Annotated in this window: 18 protein-coding genes; 14 read left to right on the plus strand and 4 right to left on the minus strand. The window is 39.0% G+C overall.

Features of this window, described 5'->3' with window-relative positions; translation table 11 throughout:
- Positions 1–93: 93 nt before the first annotated feature.
- Both YWE_RS0117835 and YWE_RS27705 read left to right on the plus strand, forming a co-directional pair.
- On the plus strand, positions 94–309 hold the full coding sequence (locus YWE_RS0117835; RefSeq protein WP_029095764.1) for a DUF7336 domain-containing protein: 216 nt from the start codon (positions 94–96) through the stop codon (positions 307–309).
- Positions 310–590: 281 nt separating this feature from the next.
- Positions 591–1,028 (plus strand): hypothetical protein, encoded by a 438-nt coding sequence (locus tag YWE_RS27705; RefSeq protein WP_051323415.1) that lies wholly within the window; start codon positions 591–593, stop codon positions 1,026–1,028.
- Positions 1,029–1,069: 41 nt separating this feature from the next.
- Here the strand turns inward: YWE_RS27705 and YWE_RS0117845 are convergent, their stop codons facing one another.
- On the minus strand, positions 1,070–1,276 hold the full coding sequence (locus tag YWE_RS0117845; RefSeq protein WP_029095765.1) for a SymE family type I addiction module toxin: 207 nt from the start codon (positions 1,274–1,276) through the stop codon (positions 1,070–1,072).
- A gap of 224 nt (positions 1,277–1,500) precedes the next feature.
- On the opposite strand from YWE_RS0117845, the gene YWE_RS0117850 reads away from it, so the two are divergent.
- The 4 genes from YWE_RS0117850 to YWE_RS0117865 all read left to right on the plus strand — a co-directional run bounded on the left by YWE_RS0117850 (position 1,501) and on the right by YWE_RS0117865 (position 3,781).
- The gene (locus YWE_RS0117850) at positions 1,501–2,259 is read left to right on the plus strand and encodes a hypothetical protein (protein WP_127526468.1); all 759 of its coding nucleotides are present in this window, start codon (positions 1,501–1,503) and stop codon (positions 2,257–2,259) included.
- Complete coding sequence (locus tag YWE_RS0117855) at positions 2,250–2,540, plus strand: hypothetical protein (RefSeq protein ID WP_029095767.1); 291 nt, start codon at positions 2,250–2,252, stop codon at positions 2,538–2,540. Before YWE_RS0117850 ends, YWE_RS0117855 begins: the two co-directional genes overlap by 10 nt.
- A gap of 51 nt (positions 2,541–2,591) precedes the next feature.
- Positions 2,592–3,329 carry a DUF6862 domain-containing protein gene (locus YWE_RS29110; RefSeq protein WP_051323416.1) on the plus strand — a complete coding sequence of 246 codons (738 nt, stop codon included), beginning with the start codon at positions 2,592–2,594 and terminating at the stop codon, positions 3,327–3,329.
- Positions 3,330–3,454: 125 nt separating this feature from the next.
- A complete protein-coding gene (locus tag YWE_RS0117865; protein ID WP_029095768.1) occupies positions 3,455–3,781 on the plus strand; it encodes a hypothetical protein in 327 nt (108 codons plus the stop codon).
- Between the two features lie 45 nt (positions 3,782–3,826).
- On the opposite strand, the gene YWE_RS29765 is transcribed toward YWE_RS0117865, so the two are convergent.
- Positions 3,827–3,949, minus strand: a complete 123-nt coding sequence (locus tag YWE_RS29765) for a SymE family type I addiction module toxin (protein WP_084167123.1) — start codon at positions 3,947–3,949, stop codon at positions 3,827–3,829.
- Positions 3,950–3,999: 50 nt separating this feature from the next.
- Between YWE_RS29765 and YWE_RS0117870 the strand changes: the two genes are divergently transcribed.
- From YWE_RS0117870 to YWE_RS0117905, 8 genes are all read left to right on the plus strand, one after another.
- The gene (locus YWE_RS0117870; RefSeq protein ID WP_036016448.1) at positions 4,000–4,491 is read left to right on the plus strand and encodes a hypothetical protein; all 492 of its coding nucleotides are present in this window, start codon (positions 4,000–4,002) and stop codon (positions 4,489–4,491) included.
- A gap of 1 nt (position 4,492) precedes the next feature.
- A complete protein-coding gene (locus YWE_RS27715) occupies positions 4,493–4,978 on the plus strand; it encodes a hypothetical protein (protein WP_036016450.1) in 486 nt (161 codons plus the stop codon).
- A 251-nt stretch (positions 4,979–5,229) separates the two neighbouring features.
- Positions 5,230–7,137 (plus strand): autotransporter outer membrane beta-barrel domain-containing protein, encoded by a 1,908-nt coding sequence (locus tag YWE_RS0117880; protein ID WP_029095770.1) that lies wholly within the window; start codon positions 5,230–5,232, stop codon positions 7,135–7,137.
- 732 nt (positions 7,138–7,869) lie between these two features.
- Complete coding sequence (locus YWE_RS29115; protein WP_051323417.1) at positions 7,870–9,216, plus strand: metallophosphoesterase; 1,347 nt, start codon at positions 7,870–7,872, stop codon at positions 9,214–9,216.
- Positions 9,203–10,288, plus strand: a complete 1,086-nt coding sequence (locus YWE_RS0117890; RefSeq protein ID WP_029095771.1) for a GTPase-associated system all-helical protein GASH — start codon at positions 9,203–9,205, stop codon at positions 10,286–10,288. Before YWE_RS29115 ends, YWE_RS0117890 begins: the two co-directional genes overlap by 14 nt.
- A gap of 8 nt (positions 10,289–10,296) precedes the next feature.
- Positions 10,297–11,355 carry a TRAFAC clade GTPase domain-containing protein gene (locus YWE_RS30495; RefSeq protein WP_099044192.1) on the plus strand — a complete coding sequence of 353 codons (1,059 nt, stop codon included), beginning with the start codon at positions 10,297–10,299 and terminating at the stop codon, positions 11,353–11,355.
- 2 nt (positions 11,356–11,357) lie between these two features.
- Positions 11,358–12,200, plus strand: coding sequence for a TRAFAC clade GTPase domain-containing protein (locus YWE_RS0117900; protein WP_029095772.1), 843 nt, complete (start codon positions 11,358–11,360; stop codon positions 12,198–12,200).
- Positions 12,193–14,238: a GAP1-N1 domain-containing protein gene (locus tag YWE_RS0117905; protein ID WP_127526467.1), complete on the plus strand. Its 2,046-nt coding sequence runs from the start codon at positions 12,193–12,195 to the stop codon at positions 14,236–14,238. Before YWE_RS0117900 ends, YWE_RS0117905 begins: the two co-directional genes overlap by 8 nt.
- Before the next feature lie 1,128 nt (positions 14,239–15,366).
- Here the strand turns inward: YWE_RS0117905 and YWE_RS27730 are convergent.
- Together YWE_RS27730 and YWE_RS0117915 are read right to left on the minus strand one after the other, a co-directional pair.
- Entirely contained in the window at positions 15,367–16,089 is a 723-nt protein-coding gene (locus YWE_RS27730; RefSeq protein ID WP_051323420.1) for a tetratricopeptide repeat protein, read from the minus strand.
- Complete coding sequence (locus YWE_RS0117915; protein WP_029095774.1) at positions 16,090–16,638, minus strand: recombinase family protein; 549 nt, start codon at positions 16,636–16,638, stop codon at positions 16,090–16,092.
- Between the last annotated feature and the right edge of the window lie 395 nt (positions 16,639–17,033).

Here is a 17,033-nt window from a genome sequence, read left to right on the forward strand (position 1 = left end):
AAACTATTTGCATATTCACTTCATAAAAGAATGAGGGGAACGGTGCTTTTTGTTATTAATGTCGATCCTAACTGATTTAATAGAGGCCTAATTATGACGAAAGTTTTTATGTTGTATCATATTCGTAATGAAGACAGTGATGACGAAGATATAAAGCTGATTGGGATTTATACGAGCTATGAACTAGCGAAGTCAGCTCAAATGAGAGTGCAGGACAAACCTGGATTCATTGATTATCCAGACGGATTTTCTATTATTGAAAATCCTCTTGATTGTGATGGCTGGGTAGATGGTTTTGTAGACCTGTAAACAAGATGCATCTCGAGTATTTCAATCCATTTCCCGGTCGTAAGGCCGGGAGTATAAAAAATTTCCGCCTCGTAATTTAAAAATCGTGGAGAATAACTCTTTGGCCGGTGGTGCGGTAACACCTTAGGTCGTTGTGCCGAATTTAGGGCTGCTAATGAATTACTTCTGAGCAATCCCAACTTAAAACTTAAAGATATTCAGTTCACTCCGGCTGTTCGCCCGAGAACTGGTGAGGTTGTTCCTCGTTGTGAAAACTGTACCAATATGTTTGGAGCAGAATAATGGAAATGGATGAAGAGTTTCTGGAGTCCAATGATTTAGATTGGTTTTCAGCTTATCAGGATGGCTATATTGCTCACTTTGCAACTGGTGGTAAAGGTATAGTTCCTGAATCGGTGAAGAGTTCGACAGAAAATTATGAAGCAATTTATGATTACTTTTATGCTATTGATAAAGCATCAGAAATTGAGATTATTGGAGACAACTTACCCAGTTTTTCCAATGAGGCTCAACGCAATAGGTATTTAAAATCGTTTATTGATATGGCTGAGCGAGGGCTTTTTAGTCATGATGTTAAAGATGATGGTACTTATAAGTTGATCGCCAAGCCGAAGAAAGGAATAAGCTATAAGGGTATACCTGGAAAAATAAAAGTTATCCTTCATACATTACCAGCCAGCGTTTTATCCTTAGATACACAAATAACTGTGGTTGAATAGTAAATATCCCGGCCATTCGTGAGCTGGGATATTTTTATCCGTCACTCAACCACAGGCCGGATAACCAGTTGCCCCTGCTCCACAGCGACGATAACTGGCGTATCGGTCCCAAACCCCGCCTCTTTTAGCCAGTCGCCCTTCAGATGCAGGCTGGGGTGGCGGTTGTAATAGGTGGTCATATGTGTTCTGCGATCTTCGTGGCGAACGCTGACATAACCCACCTTATAACGGCGCTGTCCTTTGGAAATCGTTGAATCTGCGGCAGTATCATGCTCTTTAACAGTGTCGGGGGAAAATGACTTACGGGGTGCAAAAGTGCGCGTCGGGGCTTGTTCGTTGGGGTATCAGAATGCACTGGTAAAAACGGGTTGTAACTCTCTGAGTGGACTAGGAAAAATGATGTTCGCTGGCTAACTTCGCAACGGATAAAGTTGTTGTGGAGAATAACTCGGTATCGAATGGTGAAGCGGGTATGGTTGATATGCTGAGCTGTTCGTTAGGAATGTCGTCTGCCTGTGAGCGGGCTTATCCTACACCGGAGCAACATCTTACGGCTTTGGGTATTAATATCGCGGTTATTGGCGGTTATCAAATTATCGCGGCGACACCTGAAATTTTAGCAATAGCAAGAGCTGCAGTGGAAGGTTGTAAAGTTAATCCAGTCTACTGTTTAAATCAGACCGGTATTTTTACAGCCGAGGCTGTTGCTCCAGGTGGTGTGGGTGCGGCTGGGACTTTTGTTGTTGGTAATTCGGCATCAGAATTAAGCGCTCTAAAAAATGCAGTTGGTAGTAAGGTTATTATTGGACCTTGGAGTAATGGTGTCAGTAATGTAGTTAAAGGGGAAGTGTTTACTCAATGTGCTAATGGTTCGTGTGTTTCTGCAACTGGCCAAGTATTAACTAATGGTTCAGTAAGTGAGGCTCAACTATTAAAAATGCTTGGGGAATGCTCTAACCCTGAGGCTTTAGCAAAGGCATTGACTAAAACGACTAATGTTAAATGGGTTGGTGGATATTTTGAAACGTCCGAACAAGCTTTGCAGGTTGCACAAAGAGGAAGGTTTGGGGCAGTACTTCAAGCACCAAGATCGCCAGCACATATGGTCACCATTGAGCCTATTCCTAATAGCACAGGAACATTTAAAGTTTATGATACTGGAGCCGGTGCGACATATGAAGTATCTAGTGATTGGATCAAAAAATATGTGTCAGGCGGGGTATGGGAATGACTAATACATGCAGTTTTGATAATGAGAGAGTGAAATTCATTAGAGAAATATCTTATATTAACGATGGTGAATATTTAATAAAGATGCAATCGACAAATGGTGAATATATATCATCATTATGTAGAGTATCTATGGTAGATGAGGATGAAGTATCTACAAATCGAATCATTAATTTCGACTCTGATGAGTTTAATCAAGAAATTATGATGGGTTTTATCAATGCAAAATTACTCTGTAAGTTGATTGGAAACTTTCATGATCTAATATTAATTACCGACTAAGATAAATCCCAGATCTTGCGTGCTGGGATTTTTTATTGGTCAGTTAATTACGTGGAGAATAACTCGCTGAGCGCAAATGAGAAGTCGGAACTTGAGATAGCGAAGCTAAAACTGAACAGTAACGACCCAACTGAGCGTGAGAAGGCGCAACAGAAAGTTGCTGAGTTGACCGAGCTGGATATCAGCCGTGACCAGAAGGTGATAGACGCCTGCGGTAATGGCAACGCGGGAAGTGCTGGGTGCGCCAGTGCGCGGCTGGAAGCGATAGCAAATAAGAACAGTTACGAAACCGGCCCATATAACTCGCAGCTCAGTAAGCAATATGCGGATGCTTACGGCCAGATAGTTAACTTGCTAAATAGTACAACGGAAGATGCCCAGCATCAGCAGCAAGTAACAGAAGGGCTGACGCAATACTTTATGGCGGCAACGGGAGCCGATTACGAGACGGCTAAGGGTTACGCTCAAACTAAGCAGGGAGCGGATATTATTATTGCTTCTGTAGCATTAGGCGCTAATTTGCAGGCAGTAAACTCATATCTTGTGTCAAAAGGGGCTTTTGCGAGTGAGGCTACGAGTGTTTCAGGTAAGCTTCCATTTAATATCAAAAGTATGCAGGTAGGATTGAGAGACCCGGCTCAAGTTGAACTGATTAAGAATGATATGATAAATGGTAATTTCAGATATACCGCTCCAGAAGGACGTATAGCTGGTTACGTTGATAGTAAAGGGAATTATTATATATCTGAAGGAAATCATCGCATGGCGCGCAGCGCTAGAAATTTTTAATAAGACTGGGGATCGCTCACATATAGATAGTCTTTTGAAAAATGGAGTGTGGACACAGCCCCAAAAGGCTCCGGCAGGGGTTAAACCTATGCCAACTAGAGATTGATTAAACGGGAGTTTGGATTATGGATAAAAATGAAGTTTATGTAAGAATGTTAGCTCTTGTTTTGCCATACATAAGAAATATTCAGACATTGAGTAAAAAAGAAAAATCAGAAGATGAGTCTTGTTATTTCGAAGCTGAATTGGTTCATAATCTCGTGTATACGATATTGGAAAAAGAATTCAAAGAGCATGATATTTATTTCTTAAATAATCAGGCTAGATTCTATTTTGAAAAATGTAGTTCAGATTTATCTCCTAATTATGAGCAGCATATAAAATATATTAAATATCTATTTGATATTGTTCCTGAAGATCTCTCTCAGAAGTTGATATGGGCAGGTCCTTAGAATATTAAAGGGGCTCAACCAAACGTTGAGCCCCTCTTTTATCTGTTACTCAACCACAAGTCGAATAACTAGTTGCCCCTGTTCCACAGCAACAATAACCGGGGTATCCGTCGCAAACCCCGCCTCTTCCAGCCAGTTGCCCTTCAGGTGCAGGCAGGGATGGCGGATGTCACAAAAAAATCAAGGGCTTACCGGCGGCTGACGCCGCCGGTATACTGTTGCGGTTGTGGTTAACCTCGGTTAAAAATGGGGGGATTACCATTCCAGGAGGAAGCGGAGCTGGCGGTGCTTTAGTTGTGGGACGTACCGCGCAAGAGATTGCGGCTGTTAAGAATACAACCGCAAGGTTGCCGAAACCAGGAAGTACATCGATTCCTAGCAGCGGTGCTGGAGCAGAATTCACAGTTGATAGTGCTCAATTAGGTAAGAAGCTAGGAAAGCATGTTGAAGATTTTGGAGGCAGTGCATCAAATGCCGCTGATAGGCAAATGGTATTAGATAAAATAAATGATATAGGAAAAAACGCTGAAAAAATCATCCCTGGTACATTTTCAGGTCAAGGCGTAAATGGTTTAAGAGGCGATGTTTTCTTTAGAATAAAAGGCAATGATGTTGTTGTAACCAAACCTGATGGCACTTTTGTTACCATTTTAAAAGATGGCGTAACTAACAATACTTCTGTAAAAAATGCATTAAAAGGAAACCCATAACATGTTTTTCAATGGTGTTCGTGAATGGGGTGATAGCATTATTGGCAAGCCGCTTAGCTCGGTATATGGATTGATCCATATATTAGATGTAGAAGATATAGAGCACCCTCAACAGTTACAGTTTATATTTGAAGGGGGTAGTAATAGGACTATATCTTGCGCTTCCAATGGTTCGGCACTTGTTTTACGTGATGTTGCCATGGTCGAGAGTGATCTTGGTGAATATGGTAAACAAATAATCAAAGATTTATCTGGATGGCATGTTTTTAGTGATTTGATAAATAAGGAATTACTAAGTCTGAGTGCTATTTATTCTAAGACTGAGGAAGGTGTGATAGGCCTTGCTTTTTACTTTAATGGTTATGGAAACATCAATATTATTAATCTCGGGGATGAAATTAATGTATATAAACACATTCCTGAAGATATTCAGCATGAAGAAGATATTAGTTTTATAGAAGTTATAGCTAAACAAAATGAATCCTAGCTACTAGAGTCGGGGGCTTTTATTAGTTACTCAGTGGCTAAAGGTTGAATAATTAGTTGCCCCAGCTAAACAGTTACAGTAACAGGCGTATAAGCTTGATACAAAATAAGATCTCTGTTATCGAACCTTAATTGTCCGTTACAGAAAGAACAGGCCTACTGCAGTCAGGTTAGACGCGCCATTTCTATAAACGTTATAGTTCAATACAATAAATCTCAATAAAACAGCAGAGATTACACAGGGAAAACATCATGGAAAAAACACTGCTAGCCTACATCATTGGGGCATCATTTTTAGGCTTTTCAGCTAATTCATTAGCATTTACGAAAAATGTTCATGGAATTACGGTAAGTAACGAAATAGTAACTGGAATGCAAAGTGCCACACTTGCGAATATTCAAGGCGTATCGGGTGGCGGTATTGTCAATAACAATGTTGTCAGTGACTACGGGCAGATATCTATAGAGGATGCTGATAGCAGAGCCAATAATACCATTGTCAACCAAAATGGGCTGCTAATTATATACGAGGGAATAGCTAATAATACTCAAGTCAATGCTGGTGGCTCTCTCTATATGGAATTAGATGGCCGTTCGAGTGGCTATTTAAATATTGTCCGCGGTGGGACGATGCACATTAGTAATACTGATTACAGACTAGTAGACGTTACTACCAATGATCCCGCCGATCCGGGAAATGTTAGCATAGAGAATATGAATGTTGCTGGTGTTGTCACCATCGAACCTACATGGTTATACAGCCCTCGAGAAGATTTTGCCCCAACACCGTCAACTGTCGGCCCAAGTCTGATAACAAAAATCAACAACCTCGTTCTTCAGGATGGATATATTGATCTTATTGCTTATGGGCCAGGTGCTCAGCCTAACCGACTAGAAATTAATAATCTTTCTGGTCAGGGTAATTTCGGTATTACCACTCAGCTAGCCGACAATATGGGTGACTTTATTCATATCGCCAATAAGGCTACCGGGCAGTTTGGTTTGATGGTTAATGACAGTGGTAAAGAACCGCAAACCACTAGCCCATTGACGGTGATCCATGCCAATAGCGGCGACGCCAGCTTTAGCTTATTGAATACCAATAACGCGGTCGATTTAGGTGTTTATCAGTACAAATTGTATAGCACTAAGTCTGGTGAAAGCACAGATTGGTATCTGAATACAGCTCCGGTTAACGCTGGTGACCAGCAGGCAAACGCATCCGGTAGTGGAACAATAAACAGAACGCTGAGCTCAAGTGCAAAAGGGGTTCTTAATATGGCTGCGGCTCCACGCCATATTCTATCTGCTGAGTTATCAACCCTTCGCCAACGCCAGGGTGATTTGAGCCTTGATAAAGCGGGGAATGCTGGCGTATGGGCTCGCTATACCAACGATACCAGTCGCCTGTCTGACAATAAAAATGTCGGTTTCAAGAATACCCTTAACGGACTAGAGATTGGCGGTGATAAGCAGATTGATTTAAATCAGGGGAAACTGCTGGTTGGCGTATTCACCTCTTATAGTAACTCTGACGTTAAGTTTAACGACGGTGGTAATGGTGAAATCAGAAGCTACGGTGGTGGTGCATATCTAACCTATCTAGATACCTCAGGTTTTTATATTGACTCAGTTCTCAAGGGCAATCACCTCAGTAATGAAACCCGTACCCAAATGAGTAGTGGCAATACCGGAACGGGTAGCTACAGCCAGAATGCTATTACAGCTTCACTGGAGAGTGGTTTTAGCATTCCCGTCTATCAAGACTATGCCTTAGAGCCTTACGCTAAAGTGCAATACTCCAAAATTGGCAGCGCGGATTACACCCTAAGCAACGGAATGAAGACTCATATTGATAATTCTGACAGTGTTCAGGGCGAACTAGGTACGCTATTCAGTACTAAGTTTTCATCAGGCGAAATGGTTCTTAAACCTTATGCCAAGCTGGCTATTGCCCGCGAGTTTATTAAGTCTAACAAGGTGGATATTAATGATATCGGCTTTAATAATGACTTTTCCGGCAACGTTGGCAAATATGGTTTAGGTCTTGATGCCGCTATTACCAACTATGCTTCTGTTTATGCTGAAGTGGATTATCAAAACGGTAATAAAGTTGAAACCCCAGTCAGGGTTGATGCTGGATTTAGAATTCGGTTTTGATAGTTAACGAGCTTGGTCCTGATATTCATCCTTTTATCCCAAAGGGAACATTAGTTCCCTTTGTTCTATTGTAAGTGGTAACCGGTGTATTTATTACCCCACGACTCCTAGCTAACCACTTTTCATCGATTGGTAGGAGGTGTCTAGTTAAAGTCTGGTTATGTATATTGAGAATGGTTTTTTATTATCATGGAGAACACCTAACTGGTGTTACTTGGATTCGTTGATGAACTAAAAATGCCTATTTTTAACGCATTCTACAACTGGCGTGAGATTCCTCGCTAAAAAAATCCAACATGAAACAACAGAACTCTTATTTGTAGTGATTATTGCCGATCAAAGATAAATAATCACAGCCAATATTTATACTAAGCCACAAACGAAAAAGACCTGCTTAAATAAGCAGGTCTTTAAATATGGCGGTGAGAGAGGGGTTCGAACCCTCGAGTCTAACCGTGAATTTATAACTTGATGATTTATATATTTAAAATGATATCGCTTTAACAAGAAATGTACCACCTGTTTGGACCACTTGCAAGTAAGTTTAATGCAAGAAATTTCTAAGTATTTAAATCAAAAATGCAAAACAGTTCACGTTTTCATACTTCAATATATAATTTCCTACTAATCAGATGTGACATAGTAGAAAATCAAAATTTACAAGTACATTGATTTTTCTGTCTATTCTGTATGTATTTTGATTTTATCTCACTGTAAATATGAGGCTTCGAAATGTTACTTCTCCATCTATCTGATATCCATTTTCGACGTGAAGAAATATCGACTCCTTTGGATCCAAATCGTCACATTAGAAATGAGTTGCTTTTAGATGCGGAAAAGATGTGTACACTCTTAGATAAAACGCCCTCGGCTATACTGATTTCAGGTGATATTGCCTTTGCGGCGCATTCTGACGAATATGCGTATGCTCTTACTTGGTTAGAACAGTTGGCGAAAGCATGTGGAACGGGTATCGAAAATGTTTTTATAATTCCTGGAAATCATGATGTAGCACGCGATAAATCGTCGGCTAAAATCGTTCAAGCTTTACATAAAGAAATAAAAACAACCCCACCTTCCTTGCTCGATGGGGTGATGCGAGGTTTACTTCTAGATGAAGACTCAAGCAAACATCTATATTCATCTTTAAATGAGTATAATTCCTTTGCGGTGCAATTTTTTTGCGATGTGAATGCCCCACATAGAACAATGACAACCCGAGATCTTGAACTTAATGATGGTTCAATACTGCGCTTGTTAGGATTCAATTCAGCATTAGTTTCTAGCAAATTCGATGAACCAGGTAGCCTATATGTAGATCCAGCTTGTTTTCAGGTAGTGAGAGAAAAGGGTGTTGAACATATTGTTCTTTGTCACCATCCTTTCTCTTGGCTAGGTCATGGTGAAGAATTACAAAACCATTTGAATGATATTTCGCGAATTCAATTATTTGGACATAACCACACTAGTCGTATCGAACTACAAGACGATTTTATACGGATTTCAGCAAGTGCTGCTCAGCCTAACAAAGAAGAGTATGGATGGGAACCTGGATATAATCTCATTGAAATAAATGTAAATAGTGACGGTGATTATCGCGAACTTGATATTATTGCTCATATTCGAATCTGGCAATCATCGCCAGGGCAATTTATAGCGAAAATGCGTAAGAACGATGACCATTATAGGAAAAAAATTCATCTTGATAACTGGTCTCGTCCGGAAAGTAAATTAACCGACTCTAATATAGCCAGTATTTTTGAGAAAGAGTCATTACAATCGATATCGGCAGCAAAGGTTTCTAAACCTGTTTCTAGTTGGCGCGATCCCATGGATAAATTACGTATTGTAAGTGTGCGATTTTATAAGCTTACATTAAGCCAGAAATTGACTATAGCTCGCAAATTAGGATTACTAGAGGATGAAGATCGAGACCAATCTAATTTTGAAAGATTTCGTCGGGTTTTTATCCTAGCTCAACAACGTGATTTAATAGGTGAACTAGATAACGAAATTAGCACAATAATTGCTAATGTAACCAATTCTAACATAGGGAGAATGTCGCGTGGCAGATTATAATTTTGCAGATCAATATAGGGCCGCGGGTTTAGCCCCAGGATCAGATATTATCCGATTACGCCAAAGTGCTTTTGATGATTTAAGGGAAAATCTAAATATTGATAATATATTAGATTTAACTCGAATCTATTTTGGACTTACTGTTCCGAGTGGAACTGATTGGTTTCGAAATGCGTTTTCCGAAAATGATCTTAGTTTTAGTATGATAGATAATGAACGTGAAGCTGCAGTATTAGCTGTTTGTTTATTATCAGCATCATTGTCTGATGGAAATATAAATGCAGGTCTAGTGCCTATAGTTACCGCAATAAACAGGCATCGTAGCCCTGTCTTACAACCTAATTTTTTAAATGAAGCGTTTCATCGATTGGATGAACTTTCAATAAAGTCTGAGCAAGGTTGCTGTATTACTGTTGATAAAATTGAAACTCCAAAAGAATGCCAAATTAGTACAGATATCGATGACTTTGAAGAGTCTCCAACTGACATATTAAAATTAGCAGAGATTGTCAGAACTGCCCATGAAGCATCAAGTGAGGCCTCTAAGACTATAGTGAAACAAGTTACAGATGTTGTTTATCCTTTAGTTGAACGAGTTGATATGCTGAGAGAAGAAGTCAGTATGCTATGGTGGTATATTGGTGGTTGGAGCCGAAAGTTGAATAAACCTTTTGCTGATTTAGATATCGGACTTGCAGCTTTAATGGCGGGATTAGATTTAGCTCATTTAACTCAACGTAAAAATGGTCCTATCGCTGCTAGAGCTATTCTTCAACGGGTCTTTATTGATTGTCGTTCTAAACCCAAAAAAGAAATTACATTAGACTCGGCCATTGAATCATTACCGGATACTTTAATCGGTTTACTTGATTTTCCTGAGAAGCTTAAAAGTATGGAGGATTTATGTCCTGTTAGTAGTGCCATCGTCAAATACCAAGTCATAGGTGGTAATGCTGCATGGCATGCTCAATTTAAAAAATCTACAGCGCTTGATCCTACTATTTTATTTACACCAATTGAATTATCAATGCAGATATATCGTGAATCACTTCTTCTTTCTAATATTGATTGAGTGTGGCTATGACAGAAATGTTAAGTTGTGGCAGACCAGACTGTGAGGTATCAAAAACTGGAATATGTATAGAGGGGCATTCTCCTCTCCAGTCCTGTTCTTTCTTTGGGAAAAGTAATATTGATGAGCTAGATGTACTTGAATATGATATAGCTGTCGAAGACATAATAGAAGAAAATGAAATACCAATAGAAGAATCTAGAATACGACTTCCCTCGGGAGAAAATCTGACAATAGATGAAGTTGACCGTTTTTTATTATATAGGCCAGTTCGGTTTGTTACTATTATTGGTGAGTTTGATAGTGGGAAAACTACATTGATCTGTTCCTTATATGAGAAATTTTTGAAAGGAAATTTTTCAGGGTATATTTTTAGTGGTAGCCGTACTTTAGTTGGGTTTGAGAAAAAAACTCACCATTCCCGAGTTGATTCTGGACGAGCGTCTCCCGATACAACGCGAACATCTCTTTTAGATGGATTACGTTATTATCATCTTTCATTAACGAAACATAGCACTGATTTATCTTCAAAAAGAATAGAGTTAATGATTTCTGATAGAGCTGGCGAAAGTTATCAAAGAGCACGGTATAATTCAATTTATATAGAAGAACTAATTGAACTTCAAAAATCAGACTATATTGTGATTTTATTAGATGGGGCTCGTTTAGCTGTTCCTTTTGAGCGTCATAATACGATGAGTTCTGTTCGACAAACCCTTATGGCTTTTATTAGTAAGGGGTATTTATCAAAACAGTCAAGAGTTCAAATAGTAACAACTAAAATTGATTTACTTAAACATATTGAGGACAGCGATTTACTTAATAAACTACTGGCTGAATTTAGAACTGGGCTACTTAATGATTTTGGGGAGTCTTTAGGTGAATTAATTTTTAGTGATATATCAGCTCGAGATCCTTTAAATAGTTATCCCATAGCTCATGGTGTAGACGCATTGTTAGATAGTTGGTGTGAACCTACACCTATTAATTATCAAAAAATGTATAATGACATTAATTTGACGACTGAATTTGATTTATTGTTATTAAGAACACCAACTAAGGGATAATTATGAAACCAATTCAACATTCAATAATCGGCTTGCCAGGTACAGGTAAAACAACTTTTATTGCGGCATTATGGCATTTACTTACATCAAATGAGATCTCAAGTAAGTTTGTCTTGAATGACCTTATTGGTGACAGAACCCATCTTGAAAGTATTGCAGATACTTGGCGTAGATGTGAAGAGGTCCCGAGAACTTCAATGGCTGCTGAAACTAAAGTATCAATGTACGTAAAAGATACTCGTACCAATGAAGTAGCTATTTTGCATTTTCCTGATTTTTCTGGGGAGTCTTTTGAACAGCAGCTTTTATCAAGATCTTGTACATCAGAATATCTTGAGGGTTTTTCTGGTTCTGGCGGTATAATGTTGTTTGTTAATGCTAATGATTCATTCGATGGTTTATCTATTGTTGATACTTATCCATTAGAATCAAGTAGTAAATTTGAGGGTGAGCCGGATTTACATACTGAGTGGGAACCAAATATGGTACCTAGACAAGTTAATCTTGTAGAACTTTTACAATTTTTAATGCATCCTCCTTTTGAGCGATGTTTACGTCGTTTAGTGATAATTATTTCTGCTTGGGATGTTATTGATACATCTAATCTTGAGCCTATAAAGTGGCTTGAAAAGGAACTTCCACTTTTGTTTCAATTTGTAAGTACTAATAAGGACAGCTTTGTGTTTCGTGTCTATGGGGTTTCAGCTCAAGGTGGGGATGTTAATAGTGATGCCAGAAAAGAATTAGCGATGAAAACTCCCAGTACTCGAATAAACTGTATAGGCCCTGAAACCAATCCTCATGATCTAACAAGTCCTATTGCTTGGTTGATGTCTAGTGAATAGTTCTGATAATAGTATGTCTTCAATAATTAAAATTCACCAATGCCTTTTTGGTTATCAAAATGGACATCGTTTACTTTCATCTTCAGAAATTCTTCCAAGAGATGTAGCATCTTTGCTTTTATTATTAAGCGATTTAGCGCCTGGGCTGACTTTATCAGTAAAGGACGGATATTGGACTGGCATCCCTCTACCTAATTCTAATATGTACGCTTTAATGCGTACATGGGCAGCCCATGAAATGTCTAGGCCTGGATGTGTCTGGACTCATGTATTAATTGTATCCTTCTCTGATATTTCAAGATTTATAGATCTTTCAGTCCTTATGAATTATTTTGTAAGACCATCTTTATCTATTGACTTTAATGAGTATAGTTCTCCTATATTCATTGAACCATTATCTTTAGTATTTAATAACAATAATGTCAGGGTGCGCAAACTTAGTATAATAAAAAAAATTGTCAATTCTCTTTATTATACAGATGAGCCAGCGAGAATTGTTTCAGAGTTCGGTGAGTTCGGTGAGTTCGGTGAGTTTGATGACTCAATATTTGCCGTATGGTCACAGCAATGGCCTCGTTTGAGACGAAATTTTTCGTTTAGGACTGCAGCAGGCTCAGGTGATTTTTTCATCGGTGAGAAAACTTTTGATTTAACTATATTAGTAGGTAATAACTACAGTATCGCTCCAATCCCACATAGAATAAATAGTGATATATTGGGGTGGGAAAGATATACGCTAGATGACCTCATTAGTGAGGAACCAACGGCCTTTAGACGTTTTATGTGGCGTTATGGCTCGGATATTCTTTTAGGGCGTCGAGGGTTTAAATTTTTAGCTAGTATATATAGTGTTACTCGAAGAGCTGTATTGGACGGCGAGGTTTTGTTTAATATCTTATCAGCTATATTGAAATTCTTTCCATCGGTTAATGATGCTAAAAATTTGAAAGTAGATCTTGTTGAGGGAGGGCAATACTCATTGCTGCCTTCTGTAGATTATTTGGATTTGATTGAGTTTTACATAAAGAATCCTATTTCAACTAAGTTACCAATTTTGCCTGAAAAAGCATTTGAATATATTCAGGATAACTGGATAGATAAGTCCAAAGAAATAATTTTCCTTAGCGAGTTGGCATTTGTAAATAATAATGAGATAGGTGATGATTTATTAAGGAGTTTTATAAAGTTAATTAACTCATCAGATTTTTTATATATAAAAAATAACAATTCTAATCTGATGGATAAAATACTTACTATTGAACCTTACTTCCTTAAAGTTAGTGATTTAGGTAATATGGAAAGCAATGATATTCTAATGCTTTTGAAATATCTTCCTGATAATGATGAGGTTTTGGTCAATGCAATTATTTCTACATTGCTTTCTATTGATGATTTTTCTATTGTTATTGAGATATACAATAGATTCCCAGTAATTACTCTTAGAAAAGTTATTGCTGAAGTTGAGGCATTTAATTTAGGGGGAGGTTATAAACTAGCTAATTCGTGGCTTGATATTCTTGCTGAAACTTCAACTGTAAAAATGATGAGTGAGTTTATTTGTACATCAAAGTCAACTTCTGCATTAAGTCTTTATGCATCTGTAATAAAATATGACTTGTCTTCTGAGGTTACTGTTTGGTCGACAGGTTTAGGTGACGCAATAGATAATTTGCGTGGAAATAAGCGGAAGCCATTCCTTATTTTTATTTTGACATTAGCTTTGAGGAACAGAAATTCTGATTGTGAACGGTTATTTGAATTTGCCTTTGAGGAGGTTTATCAATATTTAAAATACTCACAATTAACTTGGGAGCAAAAAGATAATTTATTATATTACGTTCCAGCATTGAGCGGAATATTTGAATGGGATAGTTGTCTCAGACTGTGCAATGGAATAGTACGTATTTATATAGAAAATGGGCTTAAATCAGATAGTTTTAAAAGGCTAACAAAAGAGAAATGTTTATTTTCAAAACTTTTAAACATAGCTGGAGGTACTGAGATTGGGCGTTCATATATAAATAGCATTAATGATTAATTATATTTTTAAATTTAACGTAAATTACTTTGTGAATGTTTGGTTATAAAGATAGTCATAGTGGAAACTAATTATTTAACTCACTATGACATTAATAATTACTGAAGCTGTAACTTAAAGTAAACGCCTTCCCAAGCTATAACCGCCGTTTTATCATCATCCAGCGTAATAAACTCGGCTGAATCTTTCGGACAACTGAAGGTATGAACCGCGATATTCTTAGCTTTTAGATTGAGTGGGGAAGCATAAGGCTCACTATCCAGCCATTCAGCAAGCGGCTTAATTTCATAGCTCNTGGTTAGCCCGCACGAATCCAATTTAATGAAAGGGGATAGGTAAGACCCACCGTATATTTGAACCATTTTGCCTTTGTACTTACTGATTTGGGCGTTGTCCATGGTGCAGACTTTGCCACAGACACCACTGACAATTTTCCATTCGCCGTCTACACGAGGGATATATCCAGACTCGGTACTCTCTGGTTTGCTAAAGGTGATGCGCATTTCTTTAACGGCAGGATTCATCTTCTGCATAACCTTATTGCCTGAACTAAAGTCACTGTCGCCCATTACGCTCGCGTATTCAGCGTCAGATACACGTTTACTGGCGTNATCGTCGTTAAAACGCAGGTGGAGTGTTTTAGCATATTTCGATAACTGGCNTTTGCCGTAGCTGGTGACTACACCNGCATAATCCCATTCNTANCCNGNNAGNTTAAANNTGGATTGATTTACTTTTTCTAAATCCTTTAATGACATACCTAAGGCCACGCCTTCAGGTGTTTTCCATGCGCTACCGATAATATTAACCGCNANAGGCTTGACGAAAGGCTTATCCCAAACGACCTGAAGCTCTTTCTCGCTATTGCCAGGGAAGAGGACGGTAACTTCCATCTCATCATCTTCAGGTAGCGGGATCTTCTCGCGTTTAACCTGTTCTTTACCCAGCAGGGCAATCAAGTCAGCTTCAGAAGTATTGGCTGTTACAGGGCCAGCAGACTCACTAGGGACGATTACCATCTCTTCTGCAAGTACGGGGCTACAGAATAATAACCACATAAATAAACCGATTATAATTTTCATATTAATTCCCTTAATTAAACCTAAAGTAGTTTGGTTGTTATTTGTTTTAATTTCGTCTTTCAGATGCTTTTTGTGCCCAATATTCAGCCTTTTTTTCATCTCTTGGGACATCAACACCGAAGTGATATTTACGGCTTAGTTGGTTCTGTGCGAAGACATCACCAAGTTCAGCCGCTTTGGTATACCAATAAATCGCTTTTTTACCGTCTGGTGGGAGTAAGCTGTAGCGGTCATACATTTTGGCTATGTTGGTTGAGGCGGGGGCATATCCTTGGTCAGCAGCCTTTTTATACCAATATTCAGCTTTGACATAATCTTTCGGTAAGCCATACATAGTTCCTTCTCTGTAGACCCAACCTAATACATCTTGGGCCTTAACATGGTCTTGTTCTGCGGATTTTGTTAACCAATAAACAGCCTCCTTATAGTTCTTTTTGGTTCCTTTTCCAGAAAAGTACAGTGATGCTAATTCATACTGAGCATCTCGGTCTCCCTGTTTTGCTGACTTTGTATACCAGTACAGGGCTTGTCCATAATCTTTTCGTTGCGTTGATGTGTTGTAATAGAAATCACCCATTTTTCTCTGGGCTTTGATGTTATCTTTTTCCGCTAGTTCCCTGTATAGATTGAACGCCGATGTATATTGGCCAGATTTATAAAGGTCATCTGCTTTTCTTAACGCTTTATCATCACTGTTATGGCTGAATATGTAGATTATCCCGACGAGCAAGAGGATTACGGTGAAAATAATAGGGTATTTCTTAGTCATTTAATCATGTCCTTTTCTTAATATTCGCTGAACGCTGGAGATGCTAATTCCGGCTCGTCTGGCGGCTTCGGCTTTGGGAATACCTATTTTGATAAGCTGAATGACTTCATCACGCTTGTTCATGGCTGTTGGTTTGCGACCTTTGTATTTACCCTTGGCTTTTGCCAGTGCAATACCTTCGGCTTGACGTTCCAGCATCAGTTCCCGCTCAAAGGTGGCAATGGCTCCTATCAGCGTCAGCATCAGCTTTCCTGTGGGTGTTGACGTATCAATGCCCAGATTCAATATTTTTAAGCCTACCCGTTGACGCTGGAGGAATTCAGCGATTTCCAGCAGGTGTCGGGTATTTCTGGCTAACCGGTCAAGCTTGGTGACGAGGACCACATCACCTTCACGTACAAACTCAAGCAGCGAGCTAAGCTGAGGCCGGTGATTGTCGGCACCGCTCACTTTTTCCTGAAAAACCTTATCGCAGCTTTTCAGTGCTTCCAGTTGTGATTCTAAGTTCTGTCCGGTCGTGCTGACCCGGGCATATCCAACCTGAGCCATGTCTTTCTCCTTGGTCAATAGGGCTTGGTATACTGAACAGACTGGTCAAAAGGGTGAAACCGACTCTATTGACCGGTAAAAACCGCGTTATTCGAGCCGGTCAAATAACCAAGGTCTATTGAGTGGTACCAAGCGTTAATAACAATAAAGGCTACCCGTGGTGGATAGCCTTTGATGAGGTGGTGGTAAGTAAGTGGNAGGGTGTTATTTATACAATCGGGATGGTTGCAGGGGGATCTCACTGATTGAGCAATGCATCCGGTTCTTGCTTAGCCCCTGAATCTGCTGATGGAATATTACGGATAGCCATATCGTGACTTTCATTTAAGTCGCTTTTGTCTCCGTCATCGTTACCGTTAAGATGGTTAAAGATAACGCCACCAGCGACAGCGATT

Source organism: Budvicia aquatica DSM 5075 = ATCC 35567 (assembly GCF_000427805.1).
Taxonomy (GTDB): Bacteria; Pseudomonadota; Gammaproteobacteria; order Enterobacterales; family Enterobacteriaceae; genus Budvicia; species Budvicia aquatica.